The organism is Nonomuraea sp. LP-02, assembly GCF_036289125.1.
Taxonomy (GTDB): Bacteria; Actinomycetota; Actinomycetes; order Streptosporangiales; family Streptosporangiaceae; genus Nonomuraea; species Nonomuraea bangladeshensis.
The window spans coordinates 308217-325614 of sequence record NZ_JAXCLK010000001.1 but is presented as its reverse complement, the minus strand read 5'-3'; the positions used below and the strand labels follow the sequence as shown (position 1 = coordinate 325614).

16 protein-coding genes and 1 pseudogene are annotated in these 17398 nt (G+C 71.1%); 5 read left to right on the top strand and 12 right to left on the bottom strand.

What is annotated here, in order from left to right; translation table 11 throughout:
- Positions 1–7: 7 nt before the first annotated feature.
- On the bottom strand, positions 8–670 hold the full coding sequence (locus SMD20_RS01525; protein ID WP_329574061.1) for an SRPBCC family protein: 663 nt from the start codon (positions 668–670) through the stop codon (positions 8–10).
- Positions 671–806: 136 nt separating this feature from the next.
- On the opposite strand from SMD20_RS01525, the gene SMD20_RS01520 reads away from it, so the two are divergent.
- The 3 genes from SMD20_RS01520 (at position 807) to cydB (ending at position 4102) form a co-directional block, all read left to right on the top strand.
- Positions 807–1655 (top strand): polysaccharide deacetylase family protein, encoded by an 849-nt coding sequence (locus SMD20_RS01520; protein WP_329574059.1) that lies wholly within the window; start codon positions 807–809, stop codon positions 1653–1655.
- A 204-nt stretch (positions 1656–1859) separates the two neighbouring features.
- A complete protein-coding gene (locus SMD20_RS01515; RefSeq protein ID WP_329574057.1) occupies positions 1860–3206 on the top strand; it encodes a cytochrome ubiquinol oxidase subunit I in 1347 nt (448 codons plus the stop codon).
- Positions 3207–3223: 17 nt separating this feature from the next.
- Positions 3224–4102: a cytochrome d ubiquinol oxidase subunit II gene (gene cydB, locus SMD20_RS01510; RefSeq protein ID WP_329574056.1), complete on the top strand. Its 879-nt coding sequence runs from the start codon at positions 3224–3226 to the stop codon at positions 4100–4102.
- An 8-nt stretch (positions 4103–4110) separates the two neighbouring features.
- Here cydB and SMD20_RS01505 read toward each other — a convergent pair whose 3' ends face one another.
- The 4 genes from SMD20_RS01505 to cutA are packed head-to-tail and all read right to left on the bottom strand — an operon-like array spanning position 4111 to position 8423.
- On the bottom strand, positions 4111–4533 hold the full coding sequence (locus tag SMD20_RS01505) for a hypothetical protein (RefSeq protein WP_329574055.1): 423 nt from the start codon (positions 4531–4533) through the stop codon (positions 4111–4113).
- 53 nt (positions 4534–4586) lie between these two features.
- Entirely contained in the window at positions 4587–5012 is a 426-nt protein-coding gene (locus tag SMD20_RS01500) for a hypothetical protein (RefSeq protein WP_329574053.1), read from the bottom strand.
- Positions 5013–5044: 32 nt separating this feature from the next.
- Positions 5045–6061, bottom strand: a complete 1017-nt coding sequence (locus SMD20_RS01495) for a leucine-rich repeat domain-containing protein (protein WP_329574051.1) — start codon at positions 6059–6061, stop codon at positions 5045–5047.
- 10 nt (positions 6062–6071) lie between these two features.
- Positions 6072–8423, bottom strand: coding sequence for an aerobic carbon-monoxide dehydrogenase large subunit (gene cutA / locus SMD20_RS01490; RefSeq protein WP_329574049.1), 2352 nt, complete (start codon positions 8421–8423; stop codon positions 6072–6074).
- A 152-nt stretch (positions 8424–8575) separates the two neighbouring features.
- Between cutA and SMD20_RS01485 the strand changes: the two are divergent.
- Positions 8576–9774: pseudogene (locus tag SMD20_RS01485) on the top strand (RNA-guided endonuclease InsQ/TnpB family protein); the annotation flags it as partial.
- Positions 9775–9809: 35 nt separating this feature from the next.
- Here the strand turns inward: SMD20_RS01485 and SMD20_RS01480 are convergent.
- The 4 genes from SMD20_RS01480 to SMD20_RS01465 all read right to left on the bottom strand — a co-directional run bounded on the left by SMD20_RS01480 (position 9810) and on the right by SMD20_RS01465 (position 13301).
- Positions 9810–10286, bottom strand: coding sequence for a (2Fe-2S)-binding protein (locus SMD20_RS01480; RefSeq protein ID WP_329574046.1), 477 nt, complete (start codon positions 10284–10286; stop codon positions 9810–9812).
- Entirely contained in the window at positions 10276–11115 is an 840-nt protein-coding gene (locus tag SMD20_RS01475) for an FAD binding domain-containing protein (RefSeq protein ID WP_329574044.1), read from the bottom strand. The genes SMD20_RS01480 and SMD20_RS01475 overlap by 11 nt, the downstream gene beginning before the upstream one ends.
- Positions 11112–12533 carry a uracil-xanthine permease family protein gene (locus SMD20_RS01470; protein WP_329574042.1) on the bottom strand — a complete coding sequence of 474 codons (1422 nt, stop codon included), beginning with the start codon at positions 12531–12533 and terminating at the stop codon, positions 11112–11114. Before SMD20_RS01470 ends, SMD20_RS01475 begins: the two co-directional genes overlap by 4 nt.
- Before the next feature lie 288 nt (positions 12534–12821).
- The gene (locus tag SMD20_RS01465; protein WP_329574040.1) at positions 12822–13301 is read right to left on the bottom strand and encodes an ATP-binding protein; all 480 of its coding nucleotides are present in this window, start codon (positions 13299–13301) and stop codon (positions 12822–12824) included.
- Between the two features lie 148 nt (positions 13302–13449).
- Here SMD20_RS01465 and SMD20_RS01460 point away from each other — a divergent pair, with 148 nt between their 5' ends.
- Positions 13450–14721: a helix-turn-helix transcriptional regulator gene (locus SMD20_RS01460; RefSeq protein ID WP_329574038.1), complete on the top strand. Its 1272-nt coding sequence runs from the start codon at positions 13450–13452 to the stop codon at positions 14719–14721.
- Between the two features lie 219 nt (positions 14722–14940).
- Here the strand turns inward: SMD20_RS01460 and SMD20_RS01455 are convergent, their stop codons facing one another.
- From SMD20_RS01455 to SMD20_RS01445, 3 genes are all read right to left on the bottom strand, one after another.
- Complete coding sequence (locus SMD20_RS01455) at positions 14941–15408, bottom strand: hypothetical protein (protein WP_329574036.1); 468 nt, start codon at positions 15406–15408, stop codon at positions 14941–14943.
- An 84-nt stretch (positions 15409–15492) separates the two neighbouring features.
- A complete protein-coding gene (locus SMD20_RS01450) occupies positions 15493–15702 on the bottom strand; it encodes an RNA-binding S4 domain-containing protein (RefSeq protein WP_020540721.1) in 210 nt (69 codons plus the stop codon).
- Positions 15703–15712: 10 nt separating this feature from the next.
- Positions 15713–17338, bottom strand: coding sequence for a PucR family transcriptional regulator (locus SMD20_RS01445; RefSeq protein ID WP_329574033.1), 1626 nt, complete (start codon positions 17336–17338; stop codon positions 15713–15715).
- Positions 17339–17398: the final 60 nt, after the last annotated feature.

Sequence of the window (17398 nt, the reverse complement as noted above, 5' to 3'; positions counted from 1 at the left end):
CGAACTCTCAGGCGCGGGAGCGGCCGAACCTGGAGAGCAGCCAGCCCACCGCGACGCCCGCGAGCGCCACGCCCGCGCCCGTGCCGAAGGAGGCGAGCATCACCCACGGACGGGTGGTGGTGTGGGTGTCCGGCTTGGGTGGCCGCTCGTAGACGGCTCCGGCCGCCGTCTCGGCCGCAGCCACCTCGGTGAGCACAGGGGCGGGCGCTTCGGAGGGTGCGGCGCAGAGGTGCTGCTCGACGGCCGAGAAGAACTCGCCCGCCGTCCGCTTGGCCACCGAGCCGAGCATGCGCTGCCCGACTCCGCCGATCATCCCGCCGATCACCGCCTCGGCGTCGTAGTCCACGCGGGTGCCGTCCGGGCCGCCCGCGCCGTCCGCCTCGCTGAGCCGGAGCTGTACGGTCGCCTCCACGGTGCCGGGCGCGCCCTGCCCCCGCGCCCTGAGCGTGAAGCCCTCGCCCGGCACGGGCTCGGTCAGCACGACCTCCCCTTGGTAGACGCCTTTGATGGAGGCCACCCCCGCGTTGACCGTCATCCGGTACGCCCCGGGCCCGGTCTCCTCCAGCCGTTCGCAGCCGGGGATGGTGCGCACCAGCACCGCCGGGTCCTGGAGCGCCGCCCACAGCCGTTCCTTCTGCACGCCGATCACGGCGCTGCCCGCCACTCGCATGCCGCCACTCTAGGCAGCGGAAGCCCGCCGGATAAGGGCAACACCTGCCAGACGGCGGCGGTGTCGCACCGACAAGGGTCGTCCCCCGAGAGCCCTCGGAGAGATGGCAGGATGGTCCCTCGTGCGTCCAAGATCCGTGTTACCAGCGTTCAGGCCCGCCTGCGTCGCGCTCGCGCTGCTGGCCGCCGCCTGCGCGCCGGGCGGCGACGCCACGCCCGACCAGGCCGGGCCCTCCGCCGCGCCCACGGGATCCGCGCCGCGCTCGTCCGCCCCGCCCCGCCCGCAGGGCCCGCCGGGCGCGCTCCCCCGCGCGGGCGAGGTACGCCCCCTCCGCACCGGCGCGCTCCCCCCGGTGATCAGCTCGATCCCCACCAAGCGCAAGGTCGTCTTCCTCACCATCGACGACGGCTGGGAGCAGGACCCCGGCCTCGTCCGCCAGGTACGCGACCAGCGCATCCCCCTCACCGTCTTCGCGATGCGCGACGCGGTGGAGGCGAAGGGCACCCCCGACCAGTCGGGCGGCCAGGCCCGCTACGTCGGCGCCGGCAAGTGGGACTACTTCCGCGAGCTGCGCGACGCCGGCGCCCCCGTCGAGAACCACACCCTCGCCCACCCCGACCTGCGCACCCTCCCCTACGCCGCCCAGCGCCGCGAGCTGTGCGGCGCCTCCCGGCTGATCGAGAAGGAGCTGGGGGCCCGCCCGGCCCTGTTCCGCCCGCCGTACGGCTCCTACAACACCGACACCCTGCGGGCCGCGAAGAGCTGCGGCATGTCGGCCGTGCTCCTCTGGACCGCCACCGTCCAGCCCGGCGGCAAGATCGCCTACCAGGTGCCCGACAAACAACTGCGTCCCGGCGACATCCTCCTCCTGCACTTCCGCCCCAACCTGGCGCGCGACTTCCGCGTCCTGGTCAAGAAGATCAAGCGCCGCGGCTACGAGCTCGGCAATCTCCAGGCCTACCTGGACGCCACTCTGGCCCGCTGACGCCAGGGTCCGCCGAGCGGGGTACCCCGGAATCAGCCCGGCGGGTGACGCCCCGGACCGCCCCTCGGCGGCATTCTCGATACTCGGCAACCAGCACGTACGTAAGCGGATGTGACCAACGTCGCATCGCGTTGCTCTACGGCCTGTAGTACTACTGAAGGTAGATGTACTACAGCGTGTAGAGCTCAGGAGTCGACGGGGAAGATGGACGCACTTGACCTGGCACGGTGGCAGTTCGGGGTCACCACCGTGTACCACTTTCTGTTCGTGCCCCTGACCATCGGTCTGGGGATCTTCGTGGCCGGGCTGCAGACCGCCTGGCACCGCACCGGCAAAGAGCACTACCTGAAGCTCACGAAGTTCTTCGGCAAGCTGTTCCTGATCAACTTCGCCATGGGCGTGGTCACGGGCATCGTGCAGGAGTTCCAGTTCGGGATGAACTGGAGCGAGTACTCCACCTTCGTCGGCGACGTCTTCGGGGCTCCGCTGGCGATGGAGGCGCTGCTCGCCTTCTTCATGGAGTCCACGTTCCTGGGCCTGTGGATCTTCGGCTGGGACCGGCTGCCGAAGAAGGTGCACCTGGCCTGCATCTGGGCCGCGGCCATCGGCTCCAACCTGTCGGCGTACTTCATCCTGGCCGCCAACGCCTGGATGAAGCACCCCGTCGGGTACGAGGTCGTGGACGGCAAGGCCCGCATGACCGACCTGTGGGCGGTGCTGACCAACTCCACGGCGCTCGCCCAGGTGCCGCACGTGGTCGGGGCGGCGTTCATCGTGGCGGGCGGGTTCGTGCTGGCCGTGTGCGGCTACTGGATGCTGCGGAACAACGCGCCCATGTGGCGCAGCGCGGCGCGGGGAGCGCTGGTCATGACGGCGATCGCGGGGGCGGTCGTCGCCGGCACGGGCGACATGTCGGGCAAGCTGCTGTACGAGCAGCAGCCCATGAAGCTGGCCGCCGCCGAAGGTCTCCAGCACGACACCGCGGGCGCCGGATTCAGCATCGTCCCCGGCATCGAGATCCCCCACGTCCTCAGCTTCCTCGCCACCAACGACCCCAACGCCACCGTCCAGGGCACCGAGGACCTGCAGCGCCGCTTCGAGCAGCAGTTCGGCCCCGGCGACTACCGCCCGGACCCGACCGTCGTCTTCTGGTCCTTCCGCGTGATGATCGGCTTCGGGATGGCCACCGTGGGCCTGTCGGTCCTCGGGCTCTGGCTGACCCGCCGCCGGCGCGAGTTCCCCCGATGGCTGTCGCGGGCGCTGGTCGCGGCCCTGCCGCTGCCGCTGCTCGCGGTGATCGCCGGCTGGCTGCTGAGCGAGATCGGCCGCCAGCCGTGGACGGTGGCCGGCGAGCTGCTGACCGCCGCCAGCGTCTCCCCCGGCGTGTCCCTGGCCGAGGTGGCGGTCTCGCTCGCCGTCTTCACCCTCCTGTACGGCGCGCTCGCCGTGGCCGAGGCCGTGCTGCTGACCCGGCACGTACGCGAGGGCGTCCCCGAGCCCCAGCCCGCCCCCCTGGCCGAGCAGCGGCGCGAGCCGTCGCTCATGTACTGAGCAGAGGCACACCGACCATGATCGATCTCTGGTTCGTCATCATCGCCTTCCTCTGGACGGGTTACTTCGTGCTGGAGGGCTTCGACTTCGGCGTCGGCCTGCTGGCGCCCCTCCTCAGCAGGAACGACGCCGAGCAGCGGCAGAGCCTGCAGACCATCGGCCCCGTGTGGGACGGCAACGAGGTGTGGCTGATCACCGCCGTGGGCGCGATGTTCGCCGCCTTCCCCGCCTGGTACTCGGGGGTGTTCAGCGCGTTCTACCTCCAGGTCACGCTGATCCTGGTGGGACTGATCCTGCGCGGCGTGGGCCTGGAGTGGCGCGGCAAGGTGCGCAACCCGGCCTGGTGCGACATGGCGGTCATGGTGGGCAGCGGGCTGCCGGCGTTCCTGTGGGGCGCGGTCTTCGCCGACCTGCTGTTCGGCAGCCCGGTCGCGGCGGTGCTGGGCGGCGCGTTCACGCTGGCCGTGTGCGTCCTGCACGGCGCGGTGTTCCTGGCGCTCAGGACCACCGGCGCGATCCGCCGGCGGGCCCGCCTCGCCGCCATGGCCGCCGGCGCCGCGGTCATCCCGGTCGCCGTGCTCGCGCTGTCCAACCTGGGGACGTTCCCCGCCCTCGTCGCCATGGCGGCGCTCGCCGCGGCGGCGGCACTGATCTGGCGGCGCAGGGAGGGCTGGGCGTTCACGGCCACGGCCGCCGCCATCGTGCTGTCCACGCTCGCGGTCTTCATGGAGCTACGGGTGCGTCCGCTGCCGGGGCTGACCCTGGCGGAGGCGGCCTCCGGGGCGTACACGCTGACGATGCTGAGCTGGATCGGGCTGATCGCGCTCCCGTTCGTCCTCGTCTACCAGGGCTGGACGTACTACGTGTTCAGGAAGCGGGTCCGGGTGACCGCCTGAGAGGCGGCTCAGCCGACCACCTTCATCTGCTTCGTGCGGTGGTCGGTCAGGTGGAGGTCGCCGCCGAGGCGTTCGCGCAGCAGGTCGAGCACCTGGCGGCCGGACAGCACCGTCCACAGGTTGCCGACCAGGTGCGGGTTGTACTCGGGTGCGGCGTCCATCCAGGCATCCTTGCCCGCCTGGGACGCGAACGTGGTCACGAAGAACTCGCCGTCGGGGGTCCTGCAGTAGCCCGTACGGAGCTCGGCGGCGTCGACCTGGATGCGCGGCTTGCAGCCGACCTTGGCGGCGAGCTGCTCGACGGAGGGCGGGGCGGCGGCGGCCCGGCCGCCCGCGCCGGCGGGGCCGCCGCCGCTCCCGCTGCCCTGGGAGCAGGCGACGGCCAGCCCGGCGAGCAGCACTACGGCCGCCAGACGTGGAAATGTCGTCATGTGCGGAGGTACGCAGCCCTCCCGGCCCCGGTTCGGCCCCATACCGGTTCGGGCTACTTGGGGGACGGCGTCTGCGAGACCCGGTGGTCCATGAGGTGCAGGTCCCCGCTGAGCGGCGACTTGAGCTGCTCCAGCACCTCCAGCGGGCCGAGCACGGTCCAGCGCGGGCCGACCAGGTGCGGGTTGTACTCCGGCGCCTGGTCCATCCACTGATCCTTCAGCTTCTCGGACTTGAAGGTGTTGACGAAGAACTCGCCGGCCTCGGTCTTGCAGTGGCCGGTGCGGATCTCCTCGCTGTCGACCTGCATCTTCGGCGTGCAGCCCACCTTGGCGGAGAGCTGTTCGACGGAGAGCGGGGTGGCGTTCGCCTGTTGCTGGTCGTTGCCCGCTGCGACGTAGCCGCCCCAGCCCCCTGAGGAGCATCCGGCGACCAGTCCGGCCAGCAGCGCGAAAGCGGCCAGACGTGGAAATGTCGTCATGTGCGGAGGTACGCAGGGATCGGGGGTCCGGTTCAGCGCAGGACGACGCAGCCGCGCCCGGCGAGCACCCGCAGCACCTCGGGGTCGCCGTCGAGCTTGTTCCAGCGCAGGTCCAGCTTCTCCAGCCCGGTCAGCCGGGCGAGGCCGGCGGGCAGCTCCCGCAGCCGGTTGGCGCGCAGGTCGAGATGGGTGAGGCGGGGCGGCAGGGCGTCCGGCAGCGCGCGGAGGTGGTTGCCGCGCAGGCCGAGCACGCGCAGCTCCGCGCAGGCGGCGAGGGCCGCGGGCAGGTGGGTGAGCCGGTTGCCCTGCAGGTGCAGCTCACGCAGCCGGCCCAGCCGGCCGAACGACTCCGGCAGCGCCTCCAGCCGGTTGTTGTAGAGGCGCAGCTCCACGAGCGCGGCCATGTCGCCGAGGGCGTCAGGGAGGCGGGTGAGCCGGTTGTCGGTGAGGTTGAGGTAGGCGAGCCGGTCCAGCCGCCCGAGGGCCGCCGGCACCTCCGTGAAGGCGTTGTCGCTGAGGTAGAGGTAGTCGGTGAGCGGCAGGTCACCCAGCTCGGGCGGGATCGTGGTGAGGCGGTTGTGGCCGAGGTCCAGCATGCGCAGCCGGGTCAGGCCGCCCACGGCCGCGGGGAGGTCCGTCAGGGCGTTCTCGGCCAGGTTGAGCGAGCGCAGCCCGGTCAGCTTCCACAGGGCGCCGGGGACGGCGGTCAGGCCGTTGGCGCCGGCGGCCAGGTGGCGGAGCGCGGACGGCAGGCGGTCCGGGAGCTCGCGGACGCGGTTGCCGTACAGGAAGAGCGTCTCCAGGCCGGGCGGGCAGGAGGGGAAGGCCGTGAGCCGGTTACCGTCCAGGTGCAGCGCCCGCAGCGCGCCGAGACCGGACAGGTCGGGCAGGGCGGTGAGGGCGTTGCCGTCGAGCCGCAGCTCCTCCAGCGCCGCGAGCTCGCCCACCCGGTCGGGCACCTCGGCGAGGTCGTTCCAGGCCAGATCGACCACCCGGACGTCGTCCGGCACCTCGGGGAACACGGTCAGCCCGGAGGCAGGCGCACGCATGCCGCCGATCTTATGTGCCGCGCAGGTGGAACAGGTCGGAGGGAGAGATGGGCATCCGGTCGATGGGGAAGCCCTCGGCGTCCTCGATGGCCGAGGCGATGACGGCGGAGACCGGGATCACGCCCGCCTCGCCGGCGCCCTTGATGCCGAGCGGGTTGAGCGGCGACGGCGTCTCCAGGTGGGCGGTCTCGACGTGCGGCACCTCGGTGGCGTACGGCATGAGGAAGTCCATGAAGGAGGCGTTGAGCAGCTGCCCGTGCGGGTCGTAGACCATCCGCTCGTAGAGCGCGCCCCCGATGCCCTGCGCCACTCCCCCGTGGATCTGCCCCTCCACGATCATGGGGTTGATGAGCCGCCCGCAGTCGTGCACCACGGCGTAGCGCAGCACGCGGATCTCGGCGGTGTCGGGGTCGGTCTCGACGACGGCGGCGTGCATCCCGGCCGCGAACGTGGACCGGATCGGCGAGTAGTAGTCGCGCCCCTCCAGCCCCGGCTCCTCGCCCTCGGCGACCGGCGGCCGGTCGGGCGCGGCGGCCCCGGCGAACTGGGTGGCCTTGGCGGTTTCCTCGTCGAAGGCGTAGCGCAGCGGGTTGGCCAGCACGGCGACCGTGGACAGGGGGACGGCCGCGTTCGGCGCCCCGGCCACGTGCACGATCCCGTCGGTGATCTCCAGGTCGGACGGGTCGGCCTCCAGCGCGTCGGCGGCGATGCGCAGCGCCTTCTCGCGCACCTTGCGGCAGGCGAGCGCGATGGCGTTGCCGCTGACGACGGCGGCGCGGGAGGCGAAGGTGCCGACCGCGTAGCCGAACCTGCGGGTGTCGCCGGTGACCACGCTGATCCGCTCGATGGGCACGCCCAGCTCGGTCGCGGCGATCTGGGCGAAGGCCGTCTCGTGGCCCTGCCCCTGGGAGGTGAGCCCGGTGGAGACGTGCACGCGCCCGTCGGAGGTGATCTGCACGTGCCCGCCCTCGTACGGCCCCACGCCCGTGCCCTCGACGTAGCAGCCGATGCCGATGCCGCGCCCCGGCACGCGCTCGAAGGAGTCCCAGCCGATGAGCTCCTTCAGCAGGCGCAGCATCTCGGGGTAATCGCCGCTGTCGTAGATGAGCGGCCGGCCGTCCTGGAAGGTCATCCCCTGGTCGTACGGGAACTCGCCGGGCCCGATGAAGTTGGCCGCGCGCACCTCGGCGCGGTCGCGCCCCAGGTGGCGGGCGATCTTGTCCATGGTGCGCTCCATGCAGAACACGCCCTGCGGGCGGCCCGCCCCGCGGTACGGCGTGACCTGCACGGTGTTGGTGTAGACGGCGCTGAACTCGACCCGGTACGCCCCGATCTTGTAAGGCCCGAGCAGCTGCGTCGAGGTGACGATCGGGACGATGATCCCGTACGGGGTGTAGGCGCCGTGGTCGTGCAGGATCGTCACGTCCAGCCCGAGCACGCGCCCGTCGTCGTCGAACCCGACGCGGACGTACTGCACCTGCCCGCGTTCGTGCGCGGAGGAGATGAAGTGCTCCCTGCGGTCCTCCGTCCACTTGATCTCGCGGCCGAGCGTCATCGCCGCCCACGGCACGAGGATCTCCTCCGGCCACGGGTGCACGATCTTGACGCCGAAGCCGCCGCCGACGTCCGGCGCGATGACCTCGACCTGCGGCAGCGGCAGGCCGAGCGCGGCGGCGACCGCCATGCGCACGCTGGTGGAGGTCTGGGTGCTGGAGTGGACGCGCAGGTCGCGGCCGTCCCAGCGGGCGTGCACGCCGCGGCCCTCCAGCGGCATGCTGGCGCTGCGCTCGATGTCGAGCCGGAAGGCGAGCGTGTGCGGCGCGGTCTCGATGGCCTCGCGGGCGCCGCGCCCGTCCGCGCCGGGCACCTCCTGGACGAGGTGCGCGCCGACGTTGCCGGGCACGTCCTCGTGGACGAGCGCCGCCCCCTGCACCGCCTCCTCCAGGCCGACGACCGGCTTCAGCACCTCGTAGTCGACCTCGATGAGCGCGCAGGCGTCCTCGGCGGCGTAGCGGTCGGCGGCCACCACCATGACCACCGGCTCGCCCACGTGCCTGACGACGTCCCTGGCCAGCGGGTAGGCGGTGCGGCCGTGGGTGAGAGCCGGGTGCGGGATGAGCAGCGGCAGCGGCCGGCCGACCCGTTCCGGCAGGTCCTCCCACGTGTAGATGGCGACCAGGCCCTCGACGTCGAGCGCCGGGCCGACGTCGATGTCGCGGATGCGGGCGTGCGCGTGCGGGGCCCGGACGAACGCGGCGGCGAGCGCATCGGGCCCGAGGTCGTCGAGGTAGCGGCCGCCTCCGGTCAGCAGCCGCGGGTCCTCGCGCCGCTGGACCGGCTCCCCGAACAGCCTCGTCGTCATCAAGAACCTCCGAGGAGACCCCCGCCTTCAGGCGGGGGAGGAATCGGACTCCTGCGGAGCAGGGCAGGAGCAGGCGGTGCGCCGTCAGGCGGACCGCCGTCGTCTTTCGGAATCGGCCGGTGCGCGAATGATCTCGCACCTAGGATCGAAAGGTGGCGCAGCTGGTGAAGCGGGGCTACAAGTACCGCTTCTATCCGACTCCTGGGCAGGCCGAGGAGCTTGTCCGGACGTTCGGTTGCGTGCGGTTGGTCTACAACAAGGCTCTGGAGGAGCGGTCCCGCGCCTACAAGCTGGAAGGCCGTGGCATCTCCTACGCCGAGTCGTCGGCTGCGCTGACCGCGTGGAAAAAGACACCGGAGCTGGCGTTTCTGTGTGAGGTGTCGTCGGTGCCGTTGCAGCAGGCGCTGCGGCATCTGCAGGCGGGGTTCGCGAACTTCTTCGCCCGCCGCGCGAAGTATCCGACGTTCAAGAGCAGGAAGAGGTCGCGAGCGTCCGCGGAGTACACCCGTTCGGCGTTCCGCTGGCGCGACGGCCGGCTCACCCTGGCGAAGATGGGCGCGCCGCTGGACATCGTGTGGTCGCGTCCGCTGCCAGAAGGGGCCGAGCCGTCCACGGTCACCGTGTCCAGGGACCCGGCCGGGCGGTGGTTCGTGTCCATTCTGGTGGAGGAGAAGATCGCGCCGTTGCCGCCGGTCGCGCAGTCCGTCGGTATGGACGCCGGTCTCACCACGCTGCTCACGCTGTCGTGCGGCGAGCAGATCGCCAACCCGCGTCACGAGCGTCGCGAGCGGCGCAGGCTGGCCAAGGCGCAGCGGACCCTGGCCCGTAAGGAGAAAGGGTCGAAGAACCGGGCCAAGGCCCGCCTGCGCGTGGCGAAGGTCTACGCCCGGATCGCCGACCGCAGGCGCGACTATCTGCACAAGGTCACCACACGGCTGGTTTCCGAGAATCAAGTGATCGCCGTGGAGGACCTGGCCGTCCGCAACCTGGTCAAGAACCGCAGACTGGCCCGCGCCATCTCGGATGCCGGCTGGCGGGAGCTGCGGCGCATGCTGGAGTACAAGACGGACTGGTACGGCCGCACGCTGGTGGTGGTGGATCGGTTCTTTCCCTCCTCCAAGTTGTGCTCGGTCTGCGGGGCGCTGCGGGAAGAGATGCCGTTGAGCGTCCGTGTGTGGGTTTGTGCGTGTGGCGCGGTGCATGACCGGGAGGTGAACGCGGCCCAGAACGTGCTGCTCGCCGCCGGGCCGGCGGAGAGCTGAAACGCCTGTGGAGCTGGTGTAAGACCTCAACGGGAGTCCTCCTCTCGGGCGGGCGACCGGCGGCGAAGCAGGAAGACCGACCGGCGACGGTCGGAATCCCCCTCGTTCACGCGGGGGGAGGAGGTCAAGCTTCCTCCGCGAGCAGCTCGGCGGCCCGGTGGACGGCCTTGACGATGTTCTGGTAGCCGGTGCAGCGGCACAGGTTGCCGGAGATGCCCTCCAGCACCTCCTCCTCCGTGGGGGCGGGGTTCGCCTCCAGGAACGCGGTCACCGTGCACAGGAAACCGGGGGTGCAGAAGCCGCACTGCAGGCCGTGGCACTCGGCGAAGGCCCGCTGCACCGGCGACAGCCCGCCCGGCCCGGCCAGCCCCTCGACGGTGGTGATCTCGCGGCCGTCCACGGTGACGGCGAACGTCAGGCACGAGCGCACCGGCTCGCCGTCGAGCAGCACCGTGCAGCAGCCGCAGACGCCGTGCTCGCAGCCGACATGGGTGCCGGTCAGCCCGAGGTCGTGGCGCAGGCAGTCGGACAGCAGCCGCCTGGCCGGGACGCTCACCCGCCGGGCGGCGCCGTTCACCATGAGCGTGATCTCATGCTCCACGATTCTCCGCCTCCTGTGCGGCCTCGCGCAGGGCCCGCTCGGCCAGCACGCCGACGAGGTGGCGGCGGTAGGCGGCCGTGGCGTGGATGTCGTCGTCGGGTTCGGTCTCCGCCCGCACGGCACTCGCCGCCGCCGCCCAGTCGGGGGCGAGGGCGCTCACGTCCACCACGACGGGGACGGGGCCGACGCCGACGCAGGCCACCCGGGCGGCGCCGTCCGGGCCGACGACGGCGCACACCCCGGCGAGCGCGTAGTCGCCGTGCCTGCGGGACACCTCGGCGAAGGCGCATCCCGCGCCCGGCGCGAGGTCCGGGAACCAGGCCGACACGGCCAGCTCGCCCGGCAGCACCGCCGACTCCATCGGCCCGGTGAAGAACGCGGCGGCCGGGATGTCACGCTCCACCGCGCCGCCGTCGTGCCAGCGGGCCACCCGTACGGACCCGCCGAGCACCGCCAGCACGGCGGGCAGCTCGGCGGCCGGGTCGGCGTGGACGAGGCTGCCCACCACGGTGCCGCGGTTGCGGATCACCGGGTGGGCGACCAGTTTGAGCGCCCGCGTGAGCAGCGGGTGCGCGCCGGAGCGCTCGGCCTCCGCGTGCCGGGCCAGCGCCCCGACCCGTACGCCGCCGGGCTCGCGCCCGATGCCGCCGAGCCCGGCCACCCGGTTGACGTCCACGAGGTGGGCGGGCGCGACCAGGCGCATGTTGAGCATGGGGATGAGGCTCTGCCCGCCGGCCAGCACCTTGCCCTCCGCCCCGACGTCCGCGAGGGTGCGGAGCGCCGCGGCGAGGTCGCGCGGTGCGTGGTAGTCGAACGGCGGCGGCTTCACCCGGCCTCGTTCCCCGCCGGCGTGGCCGGTTGGAGCGGCCGTCCGGCGATGGCCCGCAGCAGGTGGTAGCCGCCGAGCACGACGATGGTGCCGAGCGCGATGCCCTCCAGGGTGAGGTCGCCGCCGACGTAGTGGCTGACCGGGCCGATGGCGAGGATGATGCCGGCGCCGGTCGGCACCATGTTGACCGGGTCGGCGAAGTCCACCCGGTTCTCGATCCAGATCTTCGCGCCGAGCAGGCCGATCATGCCGTAGAGGATGACGGTGACGCCGCCGAGCACGCCGCCCGGCGTGGCCGCGACGAGCTGGCCGAACTTGGGGCACAGCCCGAACAGGATCGCGATCACGGCCGCGATGTAGTAGGCGGCCGTCGAGTAAACCTTGGTGGCGGCCATGACGCCGATGTTCTCGGCGTAGGTGGTGGTGGGCGAGCCGCCGACCGCGCTGACGACCACGGTGGCGACGCCGTCGGCGGCGACCGCGCGGCCGACGTAGGGATCGACGTCCGTCCCGGTCATCTCGCCGACGGCCTTGACGTGCCCGACGTTCTCCGCGACGAGCGCGATGACCGCGGGCAGCACCAGCAGCACCGCCGAGAAGCGGAAGTCCGGCCCGTGGAAGCTCGGCAGCCCGAACCAGTCGGCCTTGGCGACGCTGTCGAAGCTCACCCGGTCGTGCGGGAAGGCCGTGGCCAGGCAGTACGGGCCCTCGGGGGCGCACACGTTCCCGGCCGCGTCGCGCAGGTTGGCGCCGGGCAGCACGGAGGTGAGCGGCCCGGCCAGGCGGTCGAGCACCCACGACAGCACGAACCCGGCGACCAGCCCGATCAGCACCCCGATCCGCCCGATGAAGCCCTTGAAGGCCACGATCACCACGAACGTGATGAGCATCGTGAGCAGCGCCACCCAGTGGTCCTGGGGCCAGTAGACGTCGGCGACCACGTACGCCAGCCCGAACCCGATGAGCATGACCACCGCGCCGGTGACGACGGGCGGGAACACCCGGTGGATGATCTGCACGCCGAGGAAGTGGATGGCGACCCCGATGAGCGCCAGCACGAAGCCGACGATCAGGATCGCGCCGGTCACGACGGCGTCCGCGCCCGCGGTGTCGCCGCCCGCGACCGCGCGGATGGCGAGCACGCCGCCCACGAACGAGGCGCTGGTGCCGAGGTAGCTGGGCACCTTGCCCTTGACGATCAGCAGGAACAGGATCGTCGCCACGCCCGACATCATCACCGCGACGTTGGGGTCCAGCCCCATGACGAGGGGGAAGACGAACGTCGCGCCGAACATCGCGATGACGTGCTGAGCGCCGAACCCGATCATTCTGGGCCAGCTCAGGCGCTCGTCGGGCCTGACCACCTCGCCGGGCGCCAGATGCTTGCCGTCTCCGTGTCTGGTCCATCCCCAAACCATGAGCGCCCCTTTTGCGCTGGGCCTTGCCGGCGACCCGTTTACCGTTGCGGGCACATTAGGCCCGCCCCGGTAGTCCTACACGGGCATGATCTGCCAAATCTGCGCGGCCCACCAGTGGGAACCTCGCGCACATGCCGATCTAGGCGACGTGAATGGAGAAACCGTCACCGCTCATGACGCCCGAGGAAGTCGAGCTTCGACCGCCGGCATGCGCCGGTCGGTGGCGCGGGCCATGGTCTGAAGCTCCGCGAGGTCGGGCGGCGGCCCAGGTCATGAGGGGAGCTCGTACTAGCCGGTCAGCGTCGCCCAGACCCGGTGACCCACCTGGTCGTCCCCCTCATGACCGACGTCATCGGCGACCGCCGCGACGATGACCAGCCCTCTGCCCCGTACGGCATCGAACCGGCAGCGCCGTCCGAAGCGGGGAACACCGCCCCAGCCGCAGTCGTAGACGGCGACGGTGACCGCGGCCGTCGTCCGGGCCAGTTCCACGATGAACGTGCCCTTCGGGCGGCCACTGCCGGTGTGCCTGATCGCGTTCGCGGCCAGTTCGGCGACGACGAGCTCGGCATCGTCACAGCGGGACGAGTCGGCGAGGAGATAGCGGGCGAAGTGCCGGGCTCGCGGTACCTGATCCTCCGTCCCGGGGAACGTCCGCCGCCATATCAGGCCGCCCGGAGTGAGGTCGATCATCGCCTCGACGAGTACGGGCGCAACGGCATGCGATTCCCGTTGTGCGGGGATGAATGCGGTGATGACCTCGGGCATGGGAATTCTCCCTTCGCAGTGCTTTTCTCTTTCCACTCTCAGCGCGTACGAGTAGCGTGATCGATATGCGCGACCAGTCGCGCGCATTTCGCGTTCAGATCGTTCAGGGCTGTTCAGGGATCGCGAATCAGCGGAGGGGCGGCAGTCGATGGGAAGCAGATTCGGCCAGGTCATGCGGTGCCTGCGGGGCGACTCGACGGTGCGCGCGTTCGCGCGGCGCGCGAACATCAGCGCCAGCTACGTGTCCATGCTGGAAAAAGGCGACATAAACCCTTCCGTGAAGCTCGCCATATCTCTGGACAGAGACCTGGCCGCGAACGGCGGACTACTAACGGCATTTGTGGCAGATGCGATAGAAAACCGTAATGTCCCGTCCGACACGCCTATCCAGCAGAACGGTTTCGTGCCTACCCTGGTCACGGATAACGCGGGCGACGAGGACGGGGAGGACGCCACGAACCGCCGACGCATGCTGCAACTGGCCACCGCCGCCGCTGTGGGGACCGTCATCGACGACGAGGCGACCAGACGACGACTCAACGACGCCATGGGCGCACACCGCAGCCTCGACGAATGGAGCACCGCCCACGAGGACCACCTGCACGCCCTCCGGACCCGCCCACCCGTGCAGGTCGCCCACGACCTCTCCATCGACCTGGACACCCTCTCCCGGCAGATCGAGCTCGCCAAGGGCAGCGAACTCGTGGAGCTGCACCGGGTGACCGCGCTGCTCGCCGCCATCCAGGCCAACGCCTTCACCCGGATGGCCCAGCACGGCACGGCCCTGCGCTGGTGGGAGACCGCCCGCTGGGCGGCCGACGCGAGCCGCGACCTCGACATCCGCCTCCTGGTACGCGCAGAGGAAGCCGGCCACGGCCTGTACGGGCAACGGTCACCGCAGTCCGTCCTGCGCCTCCTGACCGAGGCCGAGCACCTCGCCGGTCAACGACCGATGCTGAAGCTGGCCGCGATCAGGGCCAAAGCGCTGTCCAAGGCGGGCCGCCACGCCGAGGCCGAGGAAGTGCTGAACAGGATGACCGACCTGGCCGATCGGGGCGTGCGCGGCGACGCACAGGGCTTCTGGACCCCGAACGAACTCTACTTCTCCCAGAGCTGGGTGTACGCCGCCATGGGCAGGGAGGAAGCAGCGGCACGAGCCCGCGAGGAACTGCTCCGCCGGACGCCCGACTATGTGTACGAGACCAACATCCAACTGCACGCGGCATGGGCCGCCGTCATCAGCAGCGGCGTGGAGCAAGGGGCGAGCCAGGCGGCCACGACCATAGCCGCCGTCCCCGAACAATTCCGCACCGTCCACGTCCTGGAGACCGCCAGGATGACCCTCAGGGCAGTGCCTGTCGAACACCGGACACGCCCAGCGGTGGGCGAACTGCGCGCGATCCTGGCCGACAGCGCATGACCACCGCCTGAGCTGGAAGATGCGGAAGCGTCGCGGCCGGACAGGAGATCCCGAATACGCTCCGCAACCACACGAGAGCCAAAAACGCGCGATTTCCCACCTAACTCTCGAGAGCCGCCAAAGTGCACGCCTTCCAGATCGCCTCCCAAATGCCGCCTCACCCCTGCCAACCCCTGACACTTCAACAACCGAGATCAGCCGTTGAGTTGAAACTCCTGTCTACGGCCAGAGTTGCAGCGTGAGAAGGGTGACCTCGTAGATGTCGCGGGGGAAGAGCGGTTCTCGATCGTTGTCGACGAATTTCGAGAGCAGGCGGGCACTCCACTGCGTCATCTCACGTCCGAGGTCGAATACCGGGAAGTAACCCTTCTCTCCCTGATTTTCCTGCACGGCGCAGACCCGCCCCGAGGCGAGGAAGAGCGGGCCGTTCCACACCATCTCCCATTCCGCATACGGGTCGGGCGGGCCGTCCCAACACTCGTAACGTACGAACACGCCGACGTCCGGAGCGACATCCACGATGATCGCGTTGGGTCCCACCGCGACCCGCCGGCCCCGGCCAGGCCCGCTGAGGTCCCAAATGCTCTGCTGACGGGGACGGAGATCCTTTACGGCCTCGACGTCCGCGAACCCGTGGAAACTCCTCATCTCTATACCGTCGGAGCGCTCAGCAATGATCTTTGTCATGACAGCTCTTCTTATCCGGGTCCAGCGGGGACCGCGGCCCCCTTCCTGGCTACGGGAAGCGGGCCGCGGCGGGCGTTAGGGCTGCTAGGCGACGTGGATGGAGAAACCGTCGCCGCTTACGACCTGGCCGGCCCGGATCTTGGCGGTCTTGCGCAGCTCCACCTCCCCGTCCACGAGGACCAGGCCCTCGGCGATGAGGTGCTTGGCCATGCCGCCGGTCTCGGTGACGCCGCAGTACTTCAGCAGGTCGCAGAGCGGGATGAAATCGGAGCGCAGTTCGAAGTCGAGGTCCACGGGGACAAGCCTAGATACCTCTCATGCGCAGGACGTGCAGGGCCAGCGTCAGGTTGAGTCGCAGGTGCGGGTCGTCGGTGAAGTTGCCGAGCATCCGCTCCAGCTTGCCGATGCGGTAGCGCAGCGTGTTGTAGTGGAAGTGCAGCCGGCGCGCGGTCTCGGCCACGTTGAGGTTGGTCTCCAGCAGCACGTGGAGGGTGCGGCGCAGGTCAGCGTTCTCGGCGTCGTCGTCGGCGGCCAGCGGGCCGAGCGTCTCGCGGACGAACGCGTACAGCTCGTCGGTGTCGTTGACCAGCGACAGCAGCCGGTAGACGCCGAGCTGGTCGAAGTGGGCGACCGCGCCGGGTCCGTGGAGCTGGCGGCCGACGCGGGCCGCCTTGAGCGCCTGCGCGTACGCCTCGGGCAGCGCGTCCGCCCCGGGGCTCGGCCGGGAGGTGCCGGTGGAGAACGTCGCGGGCGGCAGGTCGGCGAAGGCCGCGGCGGCGTCCTTGGCCACCCGCGCCGCGTCGAGCCCGGCGTCGATCACCGCCACCACCTCGTGCGAGAACCCGGCCACCGCGCCGCGCTGGTCGTGCCGCCGGACGGCCGCCGTCCAGCAGGCGACGAGCCGGTCCTGGGCGCTGCGCTCGTCGCCGTCGGGGTCGAGCTCGGCCACGAGCACGGTCACCGGCCGCGACAGGTCCCATCCGAACGCCCGCGCGCGGCCGTTGACCCGTTCGGCCGTGCCGGCCCGGCCGGTGAGCACGTCGCGCAGGAAGTCGGCGCGGTATTTGCTCTCGACGGCGTTGACCGCCTCCTGCCGGGTGACGACGAGCGCGGCCACGGTGGCGGCCCGCTCCAGGATGCCGACGTCGCTGTCCCTGATCGCGGTCGAGGCGCTGTAGGCGACGATGCGGCCGTGGTGGTGCCCGCCGGCCAGCACGGGCACGGAGGCGAACTCCCGGCCGCGCCCGCCGGTCCCGGCCCGCGTGGGCGCGCGGGCGGCCGTGGTGGGCGGCCCCTCGCGGGAGATCGACTCGCGCAGCGCGGCCACGTGCTCGGCGGGCCCCGCGGTGGCCAGCACGGCGCCGGCGCCGTCCACGACCGCCACCGACACGTCGAGGAGCTGCGCCACCTCGGCGGCCACCTCGCGCAGCCCGCCGCCCGCCAGCACGACCTGCACCAGGGCGCGGTGCGCCTCCTCGGCGCGGGCCAGCACGGCGGCCTGCCGGTTGAGAATGTCGGTGAGCACCTGGTTGAGGATGTCGTCGAAGCCCACGTCGTTGGGCAGCAGGATGAGCGGGAAGCCGAGCCGGTCGGCCTGCTCCACCATGTCGCCGGGCAGTTCGTCGACATACCTGCCGAGTTTGATCGCCAGGGCGGCGAGGCCGCGCTCGTCGAGGTCGGCGACCAGCCGGCCGAGCGACTGCGGGGTGTTGCGCAGCGGGTAGCCGGTGGTGAGCAGCAGCTCGTGCGGCTTGACCCAGGCCAGGATGTCGGGGACCTCCATGACGTTGAGCCGCTGCACGATGCGGCCGAGCCCGCTCTCCCCCGCGATGAGCCTGGCCTCCGCGAGGGTCGACACGCCCAGCACCTCCCCGACGGAGACACCGTGAATGATGGTGCCGGTGCTGGCGAGACGGACTGGGGGCTCCATGGGGAGATTGTGACCCCCGGAACGGTCTGTCAGGAAGAGCCAACCTTCCCGCGCACTGTT

Excerpts from the sequence above, each read along its gene's own strand:
- SMD20_RS01465 (WP_329574040.1), bottom strand. The coding sequence starts at position 13,301 with ATGCCCGAGGTCATCACCGCATTCATCCCCGCACAACGGGAATCGCAT.
- SMD20_RS01445 (WP_329574033.1), bottom strand. The coding sequence starts at position 17,338 with ATGGAGCCCCCAGTCCGTCTCGCCAGCACCGGCACCATCATTCACGGT.
- SMD20_RS01515 (WP_329574057.1), top strand. The coding sequence starts at position 1,860 with ATGGACGCACTTGACCTGGCACGGTGGCAGTTCGGGGTCACCACCGTG.
- SMD20_RS01500 (WP_329574053.1), bottom strand. The coding sequence starts at position 5,012 with ATGACGACATTTCCACGTCTGGCCGCTTTCGCGCTGCTGGCCGGACTG.
- SMD20_RS01470 (WP_329574042.1), bottom strand. The coding sequence starts at position 12,533 with ATGGTTTGGGGATGGACCAGACACGGAGACGGCAAGCATCTGGCGCCC.
- cydB (WP_329574056.1), top strand. The coding sequence starts at position 3,224 with ATGATCGATCTCTGGTTCGTCATCATCGCCTTCCTCTGGACGGGTTAC.
- SMD20_RS01505 (WP_329574055.1), bottom strand. The coding sequence starts at position 4,533 with ATGACGACATTTCCACGTCTGGCGGCCGTAGTGCTGCTCGCCGGGCTG.
- SMD20_RS01495 (WP_329574051.1), bottom strand. The coding sequence starts at position 6,061 with ATGCGTGCGCCTGCCTCCGGGCTGACCGTGTTCCCCGAGGTGCCGGAC.
- SMD20_RS01460 (WP_329574038.1), top strand. The coding sequence starts at position 13,450 with ATGGGAAGCAGATTCGGCCAGGTCATGCGGTGCCTGCGGGGCGACTCG.
- cutA (WP_329574049.1), bottom strand. The coding sequence starts at position 8,423 with ATGACGACGAGGCTGTTCGGGGAGCCGGTCCAGCGGCGCGAGGACCCG.
- SMD20_RS01525 (WP_329574061.1), bottom strand. The coding sequence starts at position 670 with ATGCGAGTGGCGGGCAGCGCCGTGATCGGCGTGCAGAAGGAACGGCTG.
- SMD20_RS01455 (WP_329574036.1), bottom strand. The coding sequence starts at position 15,408 with ATGACAAAGATCATTGCTGAGCGCTCCGACGGTATAGAGATGAGGAGT.